Source organism: Pseudotabrizicola sp. L79 (assembly GCF_036553525.1).
GTDB lineage: Bacteria > Pseudomonadota > Alphaproteobacteria > Rhodobacterales > Rhodobacteraceae > Pseudotabrizicola.
This window is the reverse complement of sequence record NZ_JAZHDA010000045.1, coordinates 171,853-185,674: the sequence shown is the minus strand read 5'-3', so window position 1 is coordinate 185,674 and position 13,822 is coordinate 171,853. Positions and strand designations below refer to the sequence as shown.

Genomic DNA, 13,822 nt, shown 5'->3' with positions numbered 1-13,822 from the left:
CGGAGACTGAACAATGGCAAAAGCACCGAAAGCAGCTGCCGCGACCGGCAAGGTGACGCAGGTCATCGGCGCGGTCGTGGACGTGCAGTTCGAAGGCGCGCTTCCCGCGATTTTGAACGCACTGGAAACTGACAACAATGGCAAGCGTCTGGTCCTTGAAGTGGCCCAGCACCTTGGCGAAAACACCGTTCGCGCCGTTGCGATGGACGCCACCGAAGGTCTGGTGCGCGGCGCTGCCGTGGCTGACCTTGGCGCCCCGATCTCGGTGCCGGTGGGGTCGGCAACCCTTGGCCGCATCCTGAACGTCATCGGCGAGCCGGTGGACGAAAAAGGCCCGGTCGAGGCAACGATGACCCGCGCCATCCACCAGCCCGCTCCGACCTTCTCGGAACAGGCGACGGAAAGCCAGATCCTGGTGACGGGCATCAAGGTGATCGACCTGCTGGCCCCCTATACCAAGGGTGGCAAGATCGGTCTGTTCGGTGGTGCCGGTGTGGGCAAGACCGTTCTGATCATGGAACTGATCAACAACATCGCCAAAGTGCACTCGGGTGTGTCGGTGTTCGCCGGTGTGGGTGAACGGACCCGCGAAGGCAACGACCTGTATCACGAGATGATCGAATCGGGCGTTATCGACATCGAAGACCTGACCAAGTCGAAAATCGCCCTGGTCTATGGTCAGATGAACGAGCCTCCGGGCGCGCGTATGCGGATCGCTCTGTCGGGTCTGACCCTTGCAGAACAGTTCCGTGATGAAACCGGCGCCGACGTTCTGTTCTTCGTCGACAACATCTTCCGCTTTACCCAAGCCGGTTCCGAAGTGTCGGCACTTCTGGGCCGTATTCCTTCGGCCGTGGGGTATCAGCCGACGCTGGCCACCGACATGGGTGCCATGCAGGAACGCATCACCTCGACCAAGAACGGCTCGATCACTTCGGTTCAGGCCGTGTATGTTCCCGCCGATGACCTTACCGACCCTGCGCCGGCAACGTCCTTCGCCCACCTTGACGCCACGACCGTTCTTGATCGTGCGATCTCGGAAAAGGGGATCTATCCGGCCGTGGACCCGCTGGGGTCGACCTCGCGCCTGCTTGACCCGCTGATCATCGGCGAAGAGCATTACAAGGTCGCCACCGATGTGCAAAAGGTGCTTCAGCGCTACAAGTCGCTGCAAGACATCATCGCCATCCTTGGCATGGACGAACTGAGCGAAGACGACAAACTGGCCGTGGCCCGCGCCCGGAAACTGGAACGTTTCCTGTCGCAGCCCTTCGACGTGGCAAAGGTCTTCACCGGCTCTGACGGCGTTCAGGTGCCGCTGGAAAAAACCATCGCCTCGTTCAAGGCGGTTGTGGCTGGCGAATATGATCACCTGCCGGAAGCCGCCTTCTACATGGTTGGCGACATCGAAGAAGTGAAAGCCAAGGCCGCCAAACTCGCCGCTGCTGCGGCCTAAGGAGGAACCATGGCAGTTCAGTTCGACCTCGTCAGCCCAGAACGGCGCCTTGCGTCGGTTCAAGCGACCGAGGTGCAGATCCCGGGCGCTGATGGCGACCTGACGGCGATGGAGGGGCATGCCCCCACCATCACCACTCTGCGCCCCGGCATTCTGCGGGCGGTCGCCTCGGACGGCACCAAGTCCTATGTTGTGACCGGCGGTTTCGCCGAGATCAACGCCACGGGCGTGACCGTTCTGGCCGAGCGTGCGGTTCCGGTCGAAGAGGCCACGGGCACCATCATGGACGCCATCCTCGCCGAGGCGCGAGAACTGGCTTCTGTGGCCCTGCCGGAAGACAAGGACATGGCCGACAAGATGGTCGCCGATGTCCTCGCCCTGCGGGAACAGGCAGGCCGCTAAGGTTTGCCGACACGAATTTGAAAGGCCCCCAGTGATGGGGGCCTTTTGCTTGGGGCTTGTTTTTTTGCAATTTTTTCGGCCACAGTGGCGCAAAGGATCAGGGCGCATGCGGAAATTTTCGTCGGGTAGTATTGGCATCACGCAAGGATCGCGCGTGCTGTTTTCTGATTTCGTGAATGATGGTGTGATGTGGACAGGTTCGGGCGACCGTGAAAGCCGCCATGTCGTCACCTTCAAGGAACCTTACCGCGAACCGCCCGTGGTGCATCTGTCGCTGACGATGTGGGATACCGACAATCAGGCCAATGCCCGTGTCGATCTGTCGGCGGAAAACATCACGACCGAAGGATTTCACCTGGTGTTCACCACCTGGTCCGACACCCGCATCGCCCGCGTCCGCGCCGACTGGCTGGTGATCGGCGCGATCAAGGATGATGACAACTGGGATGTGGACTAGGGGGCAAAGGTTAACGCAGTCCCAATGCGGCTGGTTAACCCATTGATTTCTGTGGTGGGGCAGGGCGTCTCTGCCAGAGACACCCAACCAGATCAGCCGCGCTGATACATGCCTTCATAGATCGGAACCAGGGTTTCCGTCTCAAACAGGCTGGAAACACTGGTCCCGTTCCAGATATTCAGAATGGCCTGCGCAAACATCGGGGCCGTCGGAACCACACGAATATTCGGCGCCCCCTTCAGCTTTTCGCCCTGATCAATCGAGTCGGTGATCACAAGCGATTTCATCACCGAATTCTTTACCCGCTCAATCGCTGGCCCCGACAGCACCCCATGGGTGATATAGGAATGAACCTCGGTCGCGCCGTTTTCCATCAGCACTTCTGCCGCCTTGCACAGCGTGCCCGCCGTGTCGCAGATGTCGTCCACGATGATGCATTTCTTGCCCGACACATCGCCGATCACCGTCATCCCGGCCACTTCGCCTGCCTTTTCGCGGCGCTTGTCAACGATCGACAACGGCGCGCCGATCCGCTTGGCCAGTTCTCGCGCCCGTGCCACGCCGCCAACATCGGGCGAGACGACCATCAATTCATCCATCTGGCCGCGAAAGTGATGCTCGATATCCAGCGCAAAGACCGGGCTGGCATAGAGGTTATCGACGGGGATGTCGAAAAAGCCCTGAATCTGCGCGGCATGCAGATCAAGCGTCAGGATGCGGTCCACTCCGGCCGTTTCGATCAGGTTCGCCACCAGCTTGGCCGAAATCGGCGTGCGGGCCTTGGCGCGGCGGTCTTGGCGGGCATAACCGAAATAGGGGATCACGGCGGTGATGCGGGCAGCACTTGACCGGCGCAACGCATCGACCATGATCAGCAATTCCATCAGGTTGTCATTGGCCGGGTTTGAGGTGGGCTGGATGACATACATATCCTCGCCGCGCACATTCTCGAACACTTCGACAAAGATTTCCTGATCGTTGAACCGCTCGATCCGGGCATCGACTAGGCCGACCGACATGCCGCGGTGCACCGACATGCGGCGGGCGATGGATTTGGCAAGCGCAAGGTTTGCGTTGCCGGAAATCAGCTTGGGTTCGGTGATGGCGGGCATGGGGCTCTCCGGGGCAGCGGAATCGATACGTTGACACCGCTTATCACCCGGTTAGGGTCTTGCAAACCTGACCTAAAGGGGAAAGTGGCAAATGCCGCATATCGACTACTTTTTTGCGACGATTTCACCCTATACCTATCTGGCTGGCACGCGGCTGGAAGAAATCGCTGCGGCGCATGGGGCGACCATTGCCTATAAACCCTTGGATATCATCACCCTGTTTGATCGCACCGGCGGGGTGCGTCCTGCGGCGCGGCACGAAAGCCGCAAGGACTACCGGTTGCAGGAATTGCGGCGGCAATCGGTCAAGGCCCGGCTGAAACTGAACATGCAGCCGAAGTTCTGGCCCACCAATCCGGCGCCGTCTTCTTATGCGATCATCTCGGCCGCCCGTGCAGGTGGGGGCGATCTGGCGGGGTTGGTGCATGGCTTTACCCGCGCCTGCTGGGCCGAAGAGCGGAACATCGCTGAAGACGAGGTGGTGAAGGATCTGCTGGCGGCGCATGGGTTTGACCCCAAGCTGGCTGACAGCGGTCTGCTGACATCCGCCGAAACCTATGCCGCCAATCTGGAAGAGGCCGTGTCGCGCGGTGCCTTTGGCGCGCCCTTTTACATCGTTGGCGATGAACGGTTCTGGGGCCAGGATCGGCTGGATGATCTGGATCTGTATCTGGCGGGCAAGCTGTAATGCTTGCCCTAGATCGCGGCCAGAAAGCGATCGACATCCTCGGCCGTGGTTGACCATGAGGTGACAAGCCGCGCCGCCTCGCGCTGCATTGGGGCGGGGAAGGGGTAATAGACCGCGCCCGCCGCCTCTAGTCGGGCATGGGTGCCCTCGGGCCATTCGGGGAACATCATATTGGCCTGCACCGGGTGCCACTGTGTGACGCCCGACTTGGTGGCCAGGCCTGTGGCCAGACGTGCGGCCATGGCATTGGCATGGGCGGCATGGCGGAGCCATGCCCCGTCTTGCAGATAGCCGTCCATTTGCGCAGCCAGAAAGCGGTTCTTTGAAAAAAGGTGCCCGCCGCGCTTGCGGCGCAACTGAAACTCCCAGTCTTTGGCGGGATCAAACAGAACCACGGCCTCGACACCCAGACAGCCGTTCTTGGTGCCGCCAAAGCTGACGGCATCAATGCCGGCCTTCCAGGTCATCTCGGCCGCTGTGGCCCCGGTGGCGGCAAGCGCATTGGCAAAGCGTGCGCCATCCAGATGGCAGGGCAGGCCATACACCCTGGCGCGGGCGGTCAAGGCTGCGATTTCCGCCGGGGTATAGACGGTGCCCGCCTCGGTGACATTGGTAATGGAAACCGGCCCGCGTTGCACCCCATGCACACCACCCTGCTGGATGCCGGTGATCGCCTGTTCCAGCGTCTGGGGTGTCATCTTGCCATGGTCGCCCTGAACCAGCACCAGTTTGGCCCCATGGGTGAAAAACTCAGGGGCGCCGCATTCGTCTTCGGCGATATGGGCATGGCGGTGGCAGAAAATGCCCTGCCAAGGCTGCGACAGCGTGGCAAGGGCCAGGGAATTGGCCGCTGTGCCAGTGGCAACCAGATGGATAACCGCTTCTGGAGCCTCAAAAATCTGACGCAATTGGCGGGTGACGCGGGCCGTGATTTCATCGGCCCCATAGCCGCGGGCATAGCCATCATTGGCGCAGATCAGCGCCTGCATGACTTCGGGGCAGGCGCCCGAGGTGTTGTCAGAGGCAAAGAACATCACAGGCCGCCATCAATGATATAATCATCCCAATCGTCCTCGCTGACCTCGGTTTCCGACACGACCCAGCCCTTGGCCGAAAAACCCGCCGTGTGGGTGCTGTCTGGGTCGCCCGTCAGCAATGGGTGCCAGTCGGGCAGCGGTTCGCCCTTGAACAGCAGGCGGTAGGCGCAGGTGCGGGGCATCCAATAGGCGATCTTGGGCAGGGATTGCGGCGAAAGCTGAACGCAATCAGGCACATAGTTGCGCCGGTTTTCATAATTGCTGCACCGACATGTGCTGCAATCCAATAGCTTGCAGGCAACGCGGGTGTAATCAACCTCGCCCGTGTCTTCGTATTCGATCTTGTTCAGGCAGCATTTGCCGCAGCCATCACAGAGCGCCTCCCATTCGGTGGCGTTCATTTGCTTTAGGGGAACGGTTTCCCAGAACCGGGGGCGCATCTTTTCCATGGCGCGAAAGTGGCGTTTCCGGCGCGAAAAGAAAAGGGGTCAAAGTGCCGTCAGAATCTGCCGGGCCTTGGTGCAGTCGGCGGCCATCTGGTCGATCAGGGCGGGCAGGCCGGTGAATTTCAACTCGGGGCGCAGGAAATCGACAAAGGCGACCGAAAGATGCTGGCCGTAGAGATCCCCTTTGAAATCAAAAAGATAGGTTTCAAGATTTGGCGTGTTCTCGCCAAACATCGGCCGCACGCCCAGGCTGGCGGCGCCGTGATAGCTGCCCTTTTGCGGGCCGGTCAGCACATCGACCAGCACAGCGTAAACCCCAAGGCGCGGCAGGTGCAGGCCCGCTACGGACATATTGGCCGTGGGATAGCCCAATTCGCGCCCGCGTTTTTCGCCGTGGATCACCTCTCCGTCGATGCGGTGCCAGTGGCCCAACATGGCAGCGGCATCGCGGGGGTGGCCTTCGGACAGGGCAGTGCGGATGGCGGTCGAGGAGATGGCCTTGTCGCCATGGGTGACAAGATCGGCGACAGTTACCTGAAAACCGTATTTGATACCAAGGGCTTGCAGGTCGGCCACCTTGCCCTTGCGACCTTTGCCAAAGCAGAAATCGGCCCCCACCACCACATGCGAAATACCCAAGCCCTGGGCCAGCACATCGCGGGCGAAATCCTCGGCGGTCAGGGCGGAAAGCTCGGGGCCGAAGGGCAGTTCGTATAAATGCTGCACTCCCAGTTTCGCCAACCGATTGGCGCGGGACTCCGCACTCATCAATCTAAAGGGGTGCGGTTCGGCGGCAAAATATTCGCGCGGATGCGGTTCAAAGGTGATGATGCCCAAAGGGGCAGGGCCGCGGGCAAGGTCGATCACGGCGCGGTGGCCAAGGTGGACGCCATCAAAATTGCCCATGGCGCAGGAGGCACCACGGGCCGATGGGTCAAGCCCTTGCCAAGATTGATGAATCTGCATCCTACCCCGGGTCTGGGGCGGTGGCCCCGTCAGTCGAACTTGCGGCTGGGTGCCAGCACGATGGCCTCACCCTTCAATACCAGTGTTTTACCCACCGAAGCGAGGGTTTCAAGGGTTACCCGCCGTTTTGCATGGTCGATCGCCAGCACCGTCACCTCGGCCCGGACGGTATCGCCGGGGCGGACGGGGGCCATGAACTTTAGATTTTGTCCAAGATAAACAGTGCCATGGCCAGGAAGTTGTTCGCCGATCACCGCCGAAATCAACCCGGCGGTCAGCATGCCATGGGCGATGCGGCCCTCAAAAATCGTGTCTTGTGCATAGGAATCGTCAAGGTGGACCGGGTTGCGGTCGGTCGAAACCTCGGCAAAAAGTTCGATATCACGGTCCGTCACCACCTTTGTCAGGTGGCGTGACATGCCGATTTCCAGATCTTCGATGCAGATCGTTCCGCGGGGCATATTGTCCAACATCATCCCGAATCCTGTACTTTGGATGGGCTGACCCTAGCAAATGCTGCATCGCGGCGCAATTCCGCTGCGCAAGTATTTTGCAAAACTGCGACGAAAGGCGCAATAATGTTACAACCGCAGCGGTTGTCTTCAGCGCAGATGGCCGATTGACCACGTCGGCGAAAGCTGGTGGCTGGACAGCCATTCCTCTAGTAAGTCCTTGTTTGGATTGTTAGAATCCGGCCCGAAGTGATTGGCTGCAATGCCGCCGGTGATAAACAGCGTGTCCAGCCCCTCGGCCACGCCGCCCTGCACATCGGTGGCGATGCCGTCGCCCACGCACAGGATGCGGGCCTCGTCCAGCCCCAGGCGGCGGCGGGCCAGATCATAGACCGGGGGGTGCGGCTTGCCGTAATAGAGCGACTCGCCGCCCATCTGTTCGTAATCTTGCGCCAAGGCCCCGGCGCACCACAGCCGTTTGTCGCCCATATCAACGACGATGTCAGGATTGGCGCAGAGGAATTTCAAGCCTTTTGCCTTTGCCATCAATAGTTTGGCCCGATAATCGGCGGGCGTTTCCGTCAGGTCGTCGGCAAGCCCGGTGCAGACGATGCCTTGGGCTTGATCCAGTGGAACGCGGGTGATGTTCGCATCTTGAACCAGATGGGCGATATCGTCTTCGAAATCGGTAAAGAAGGGTTCATCCTTGGGCGCGCCGATGTGGTGCACCTGCTGGCCGACCGCGCCCATCAGCATGGCAAATTGCGCCGCATCGCCCGAGGTGGCGACATCATCCCAGGTGTCGCGCGGCAGGCCCATTTTCTGCAACTGTTTGACAACGCTTGATTTTGGGCGCGGTGCATTGGTCAGCAAGATCACCTTGCCCCCCGTGGCGCGAAAGGATTGCAGGGCCGCGACAGCCGCGGGAAAGGGGGCCACGCCATTGTGCAGACAGCCCCAGAGATCGCAGAACAACGCATCATATTGGCTGGCGATGTCGGAAAGAGAGCTGATGATCCGGGTCATGGGGCGGCCTTTCGGGGCGTGGTTTTGGCGTGGTCGATCCGTGGTTTATCCGTGCCACATCTGTGGTCACAGCCGTATCACGGGCCTTGATGCGGGTTTAGCCCCCGGTTTGGGGCGGGGCAAATGGAAAGGGCCGGAGGTTGCCCCCCGGCCCCCAAAGCCTAACGCGCAAGAGCGATCAGAGTTTCAATGCCGGGATGATCTGTTTCTTGCGGCTCATGACGCCGGGCAGCACCACGGTGTCGCCGGTGACGGTGCAGCCAAAGCTGGCCTCGGCGATCTGCTTGACCAGATCGTTGGGCACCAGAAGCGTGGCCTCTTCGCGCAGAATATCGACGACGAACAGCAAGACCTGATCTGCGCCATCTTCCAGCGCGACGCCGGCCATCGCGGTCATCAGGCTGTCTTTGCGATCAAGGATCAGCTTGGGGGCGGTGGTTTCCAGAACGCTGACGCGCAGATCCTTGCCCGCGACGGTGTATTCCTTGGAATCCATGCGCAAGAGTTCGGCATCGGTAAAGGCCCCGACGTCGGATTTCGCCTCGAACAGCTCGGCGGCATAGGCGGGGATGCTGATGCCCAGATCGGTGGCCAGTTTCTCGGCCACGGCGCGGTCATGGGCGGTGGTGGTGGGGCTGCGGAATTCCAGCGTGTCAGACAGGATGCACGACAGCATCAGGCCCTTGACCCAGTCGGGCATCTGCGTGGCATCGGCCCCCATCAGATCGTGCAGGATGGTGGCGGTGCAGGCCAGCGGGCGGATCGTGATGTCGATCGGGCCTTTGGTTTCCAGACCGCCCACCAGCTTGTGGTGGTCGATGATGGCGGTCACATCCAGCGCGTTCACATTGGCGGGCAGTTCGGCGGGGTTGTTGGTGTCAACGATCACGGCCTTGGTGCCATCGGCGATGTCGGCCACGATGCGCGGCTTGGGGCAATCCCACCGCTTGATCACAAAGGCGGCTTCGGTGTTGGGTTCGCCCAGCAGAACGGCCTCGGCCTTGGTGCCTTTGACGGCGTTCAGATACCACGCCCAGATGATGGGCGAGCCGGTGGAATCGGTGTCGGGGGATTTGTGGCCGAAAACAAGCGTGGTCATGTGTCACCTGTGCAAATGCAGCATTTTACGCCGGTATAGGGGCTGAGGCCCGCTTTGTCACGGGGTTGGGCTGCTGCTTATGGGCGCAAGAGGCAGGGGGGTGATCGTCCAGCCCTGCCGGGCCAGAAGGTTGACCACCCCCTGATCGCCCGACAGGTGCAACGCGCCAAAGGCGGCAAGGGTGGGGCCATCGGCGGCAGCGGCGGTGATCACGGGAATCCAGGCCTGATTGCGGCCGATCATCATGGCCTGTTCCATCAGCGCCATATCGGCCTGCACCGCGGCCGGATCGGCCCCCGGCGTGCGCAGCGATTCGTGGCGCATCAATTCCCAGATCAACCGGGGGTCGCCGGCGAAATAGCTGTCGGCGATGGTGGTCGAGAAATCCTCGACACGATCTTCCATGCCAAGGCTGTAGCGGATCATGTCGATCTGATCGGCCATCGGCAGTTGATCAAAGATGGCGAACACGGTGTCAAAGGGTTCCAGCGCGCGCAGCGGGATGCCGCGGGTCTGGGCGCGGTCGATGATGCGGGCATCAAGCCCTTGGGTCAGTTCGCCCGATGTCAGGCTGCACGGCGGGGTCGCCAGCATCATCGAGATATACCAGGGCTGAAACTTGGCTGCCATAAAGCCCGGAATGCCGCGCAGGGCCATGGCGTCGGAAAGTTGCGCCCAATCGGCGGCGGGCAGCAATTCGGGCAGGGTGGTGTCGGTCAGCACCATCAGCGCGGGGTTTTTCGCCAGATGGTCGATCAGGGCGCGTTCTTCTTCGGGCCCGGCCTCGACCAGCACTGTGGTGGCGGCGTCGATCAGGGGGGTGATGGCATCCATCGTGGCCTGATGGCGCGGATCGCCAAGGTGGTAGGTGCCGATCAGGGTGATGGTCTGGTCCTCTTTGGTGGCGGTAAAGAAATTGCCCGAGGCATAGGGCGCGGCATCGGCACTGTCATGAAGGGCCTGCCGGTCGGCGGCGGGCATCTGGTCGATCAGGTTCTTGCCCTGACACTCGGCAGCGGCGACGGTGGCAGAGGCAAGCAGGAACAGGGCGAAAAGAGCAGCGCGCATGGGGGGCTTTCTGACGGTTAGGCCACCAAGGTGGCATTGGATGGCCCGGATGAAAAGGCGTGCCGTTGCATGGGGGGTGAAATTGCGGGGGGTTGGCCGAATTTGACGAAAGGCGAGCTTTTTTCTTGGGTGGGGGGTGTTGACACAGGGCTGCGGCTTGCCTACTTCAGGCGTCGTTAGCACTCAGTGTGAATGAGTGCTAAAAGTATCAACCTGGAACCTAGGGAGTGTTCTCAGATGGCATTCAAACCGCTGCATGACCGTGTTTTGGTTCGCCGCATTCAAAGCGAAGACAAGACCAAGGGCGGCCTGATCATCCCCGATACCGCCAAGGAAAAGCCCGCTGAGGGCGAAGTCGTCTCGGTGGGCGAAGGCGCCCGCAAGGACTCGGGCGAGCTGATCGCACCGTCGGTGAAGGCTGGCGACCGTGTTCTGTTTGGCAAGTGGTCGGGCACTGAAGTGACCGTTGCCGGCGAAGAACTGCTGATCATGAAAGAAAGCGACATCCTCGGCATCATCGCCTGAGCTGAGCTTTCTTCTGTCTGAAATCGAAATTTGAGGAGTCTGCACTATGGGTGCTAAAGACGTTCGTTTTGATACCGATGCCCGCGACCGTATGCTGCGTGGCGTCAATGTTCTGGCCGATGCCGTCAAGGTGACGCTGGGCCCGAAAGGCCGCAATGTTGTGATCGAAAAATCGTTCGGTGCCCCGCGCATCACCAAGGACGGTGTGTCGGTTGCCAAAGAGATCGAGCTGTCGGACAAGTTCGAGAACATGGGCGCGCAGATGGTGAAGGAAGTTGCTTCCCGCACCAATGACGAAGCTGGCGACGGCACCACCACCGCCACCGTGCTGGCCCAGGCCATCATCAAGGAAGGCCTGAAGTCGGTTGCCGCTGGCATGAACCCGATGGATCTGAAGCGCGGCATCGATCTGGCCACGGCCAAGGTTGTCGAAGCGATCAAGGCTGCTGCCCGTCCGGTCAACGACTCGGCCGAAGTGGCGCAGGTCGGCACCATCTCGGCCAATGGCGAAGCTGAAATCGGTCGTCAGATCGCCGATGCGATGCAGAAGGTTGGCAACGAGGGTGTGATCACCGTCGAAGAAAACAAGGGTCTGGAGACCGAAACCACCGTCGTCGAAGGCATGCAGTTCGACCGTGGCTATCTGTCGCCCTATTTTGTCACCAATGCTGACAAGATGATCGCCGATCTGGAAGACGCCTATATCCTGCTGCACGAGAAGAAGCTGTCGTCGCTGCAGCCGATGGTTCCGCTGCTGGAATCGGTGATCCAGTCGCAAAAGCCGCTGATCATCGTGGCCGAAGACGTGGAAGGCGAGGCTTTGGCCACGCTGGTCGTCAACAAGCTGCGCGGCGGTCTGAAGATCGCTGCTGTCAAAGCCCCGGGCTTTGGTGATCGCCGCAAGGCCATGCTGCAAGACATCGCCATTCTGACCGGTGGTCAGGTGATCAGCGAAGATCTGGGCATGAAGCTGGAAAACGTGACCCTGGAAATGCTGGGCCGCGCCAAGAAAGTCTCGATCAACAAAGACACCACCACCATCGTTGATGGCGGCGGCGAAAAGGCCGAGATCGAAGCCCGTGTGGCCCAGATCCGCGCCCAGATCGAAGAAACCACCAGCGACTATGACCGTGAGAAGCTGCAAGAGCGCGTGGCCAAGCTGGCTGGCGGTGTTGCCGTGATCAAGGTTGGCGGCATGACCGAAGTCGAAGTGAAAGAGCGCAAGGACCGCGTTGATGACGCCCTGAACGCGACCCGTGCGGCCGTGCAGGAAGGCATCGTTGTTGGCGGTGGTGTGGCCCTGATCCAGGCTGGCAAGGTTCTGGAAGGCCTGACCGGCGCGAACTCGGACCAGACCAACGGCATCAACATCGTCCGCAAGGCCCTGGAAGCCCCGCTGCGCCAGATCGCCCAGAACGCTGGCGTTGACGGTTCGGTTGTGGCTGGCAAGGTGCGCGAGTCGACCGACAAGACCTTTGGCTTTAACGCGCAGACCGAAGAATATGGCGACATGTTCAAGTTCGGCGTGATCGACCCGGCCAAGGTTGTGCGGACGGCGCTGGAAGATGCAGCCTCGGTTGCGTCGCTGCTGATCACCACCGAAGCCATGATCGCTGACAAGCCGGCCAAAGAAGGCGCTGCTGGCGCTGGCGGCGGCATGGGCGGCATGGGCGGCATGGACGGCATGATGTAATCATGCTTGCATGATGCAATCATCCGTCTGCCGATGCAGACAGGGGGCGGTCCTTTGGGGCCGCCCTTTTTTGTTCTGGCGCAAAGTGTTTGCGGTGACGCGGCGAAGGCGTCATTTTGGGCTTGGCCCGGTGGAGTGGAAATGTCTGTGCAGCGCATGTTGATGATAGTGCCCGCCCCGGTGGCCCGGTTGGCCGATGGTCGGCTGCGGCTGGATGTGAAATTCGTTGAAGGCATGCGGCTGCATTGCCGGTTGTCGCAGGGCCCGATTGCCGTGGTCATGTGGGATCATGGGGCGCCCATTCCCTTTGGCGCCGCATATGCGCGCGGCGATCTGGGATTTGAGGTGGTGATCCTGTCGCCCGGCGAGCCGATTGATCCGGCGTTGCTGCAGCGGTTTGATCGCATTTTCGCCTCGGCCGATATGGTAGAGGCGTTGGATCTGGCGGGGGCGGGGCAGGTGCCGGTGGTGTATTCGGTGGAATATACGATTGGCACGCGGCTGAAGATCGTGGCGCTGGACCGCGGCCTGAGTTGGCCGCGCAAGCTGTGGTCGATGCTGTGGAATGTGCGGATGGAGCTGCGGCGGCGGCGGGCTTTTCGGCGCGCGACGGCGGTGCAGGCCAATGGCTATCCGGCCTTTGCGGCCTATCGTGGGCTGAATGCGGCGACGATGCTGTATCTGGATGGCCGGATGCGGGCCGATATGATGGCCACGCCTGTCGAGATGGCGGCGCGTGCGGGCTATGCCGGGCCATTGCGGCTGGTTCATTCGGGGCGGTTAGAGCCGATGAAGGGCGCGCAGGACCTGCTGCCGGTGGCGCGGGCCTTGCAGGCGGCGGGGGTGCCGTTCACGCTGGATATTTTCGGGGCGGGCAGTCTGGCCGAGGGCATCCGGGCCGGGCTGGCCGCCTTTGGCGGGGCCGTGCGGCTGCATGATCCGGTGGATTTCGAGACGGGTCTGGTGCCGTGGATGCGGGCCAATGCGGATCTGTTCCTGAGCTGTCACCGCCAGTCTGATCCGTCGTGCACCTATCTGGAAAGCATGGGGTGTGGGGTGCCGGTGATCGGCTATGACAATGCCATGTGGGCCGCGATGCAGGCCGATTGCGGGGCGGGTTGGGTGGTGCCCATGGGCCGGGTGGCGCTGATGGCGCGCGACATCGCGCGGCTGGCCGGGGCGCGGGCCGAGGTGGCCAGCCATGCCAGCCGGGCGCTGGATTTTGCCCGCCGCCATGATTTTGAGACCGAGTTTACCCGCCGGATGCAGCAAAAGCTGTAGGCGGGGGGGGGCGGCGCACGGTGCCCTGAGCCGGCGTTAAGATTTCATTGATACCTCTGCCCCTTGCAAAGGGCCGGTGTCGGGCCCTGTGACCGATCTGGCCAAGCGAGGGTT

Annotated in this window: 15 protein-coding genes; 7 read left to right on the top strand and 8 right to left on the bottom strand. The window is 61.3% G+C overall.

Annotated elements, in window-relative coordinates; all coding sequences use genetic code 11:
• Positions 1-13: 13 nt before the first annotated feature.
• From atpD to V3C85_RS06785, 3 genes are all read left to right on the top strand, one after another.
• The gene (gene atpD / locus V3C85_RS06795; protein ID WP_331794336.1) at positions 14-1,456 is read left to right on the top strand and encodes a F0F1 ATP synthase subunit beta; all 1,443 of its coding nucleotides are present in this window, start codon (positions 14-16) and stop codon (positions 1,454-1,456) included.
• Positions 1,457-1,465: 9 nt separating this feature from the next.
• Positions 1,466-1,858: a F0F1 ATP synthase subunit epsilon gene (locus tag V3C85_RS06790; RefSeq protein ID WP_331794335.1), complete on the top strand. Its 393-nt coding sequence runs from the start codon at positions 1,466-1,468 to the stop codon at positions 1,856-1,858.
• Between the two features lie 106 nt (positions 1,859-1,964).
• Positions 1,965-2,315 (top strand): H-type lectin domain-containing protein, encoded by a 351-nt coding sequence (locus V3C85_RS06785; RefSeq protein WP_331794334.1) that lies wholly within the window; start codon positions 1,965-1,967, stop codon positions 2,313-2,315.
• A gap of 92 nt (positions 2,316-2,407) precedes the next feature.
• On the opposite strand, the gene V3C85_RS06780 is transcribed toward V3C85_RS06785, so the two are convergent.
• Positions 2,408-3,427 carry a ribose-phosphate pyrophosphokinase gene (locus V3C85_RS06780; RefSeq protein WP_331794333.1) on the bottom strand — a complete coding sequence of 340 codons (1,020 nt, stop codon included), beginning with the start codon at positions 3,425-3,427 and terminating at the stop codon, positions 2,408-2,410.
• A gap of 91 nt (positions 3,428-3,518) precedes the next feature.
• On the opposite strand from V3C85_RS06780, the gene V3C85_RS06775 reads away from it, so the two are divergent.
• A complete protein-coding gene (locus tag V3C85_RS06775) occupies positions 3,519-4,115 on the top strand; it encodes a 2-hydroxychromene-2-carboxylate isomerase (RefSeq protein WP_331794332.1) in 597 nt (198 codons plus the stop codon).
• An 8-nt stretch (positions 4,116-4,123) separates the two neighbouring features.
• On the opposite strand, the gene V3C85_RS06770 is transcribed toward V3C85_RS06775, so the two are convergent.
• The 7 genes from V3C85_RS06770 to V3C85_RS06740 all read right to left on the bottom strand — a co-directional run bounded on the left by V3C85_RS06770 (position 4,124) and on the right by V3C85_RS06740 (position 10,209).
• Positions 4,124-5,149 (bottom strand): threonine aldolase family protein, encoded by a 1,026-nt coding sequence (locus V3C85_RS06770; RefSeq protein WP_331794331.1) that lies wholly within the window; start codon positions 5,147-5,149, stop codon positions 4,124-4,126.
• A complete protein-coding gene (locus V3C85_RS06765; RefSeq protein WP_445941993.1) occupies positions 5,149-5,592 on the bottom strand; it encodes a YcgN family cysteine cluster protein in 444 nt (147 codons plus the stop codon). The genes V3C85_RS06770 and V3C85_RS06765 overlap by 1 nt, the downstream gene beginning before the upstream one ends.
• Positions 5,593-5,640: 48 nt before the next feature.
• The gene (locus V3C85_RS06760) at positions 5,641-6,564 is read right to left on the bottom strand and encodes a bifunctional riboflavin kinase/FAD synthetase (protein WP_331794329.1); all 924 of its coding nucleotides are present in this window, start codon (positions 6,562-6,564) and stop codon (positions 5,641-5,643) included.
• Between the two features lie 29 nt (positions 6,565-6,593).
• Positions 6,594-7,037 carry a MaoC family dehydratase gene (locus tag V3C85_RS06755; protein ID WP_331794617.1) on the bottom strand — a complete coding sequence of 148 codons (444 nt, stop codon included), beginning with the start codon at positions 7,035-7,037 and terminating at the stop codon, positions 6,594-6,596.
• Positions 7,038-7,166: 129 nt separating this feature from the next.
• On the bottom strand, positions 7,167-8,042 hold the full coding sequence (locus V3C85_RS06750; protein ID WP_331794328.1) for a TIGR01459 family HAD-type hydrolase: 876 nt from the start codon (positions 8,040-8,042) through the stop codon (positions 7,167-7,169).
• A 178-nt stretch (positions 8,043-8,220) separates the two neighbouring features.
• Positions 8,221-9,141, bottom strand: a complete 921-nt coding sequence (locus tag V3C85_RS06745) for a manganese-dependent inorganic pyrophosphatase (protein WP_331794327.1) — start codon at positions 9,139-9,141, stop codon at positions 8,221-8,223.
• Between the two features lie 57 nt (positions 9,142-9,198).
• A complete protein-coding gene (locus tag V3C85_RS06740) occupies positions 9,199-10,209 on the bottom strand; it encodes a TraB/GumN family protein (RefSeq protein WP_331794326.1) in 1,011 nt (336 codons plus the stop codon).
• 237 nt (positions 10,210-10,446) lie between these two features.
• Between V3C85_RS06740 and V3C85_RS06735 the strand changes: the two genes are divergently transcribed.
• The 3 genes from V3C85_RS06735 (at position 10,447) to V3C85_RS06725 (ending at position 13,708) form a co-directional block, all read left to right on the top strand.
• Complete coding sequence (locus V3C85_RS06735) at positions 10,447-10,734, top strand: co-chaperone GroES (protein ID WP_331794325.1); 288 nt, start codon at positions 10,447-10,449, stop codon at positions 10,732-10,734.
• 46 nt (positions 10,735-10,780) lie between these two features.
• Positions 10,781-12,427 (top strand): chaperonin GroEL, encoded by a 1,647-nt coding sequence (groL, locus tag V3C85_RS06730; protein WP_331794324.1) that lies wholly within the window; start codon positions 10,781-10,783, stop codon positions 12,425-12,427.
• A gap of 141 nt (positions 12,428-12,568) precedes the next feature.
• Entirely contained in the window at positions 12,569-13,708 is a 1,140-nt protein-coding gene (locus V3C85_RS06725) for a glycosyltransferase (protein WP_331794323.1), read from the top strand.
• The last annotated feature ends 114 nt before the right edge of the window (positions 13,709-13,822 follow it).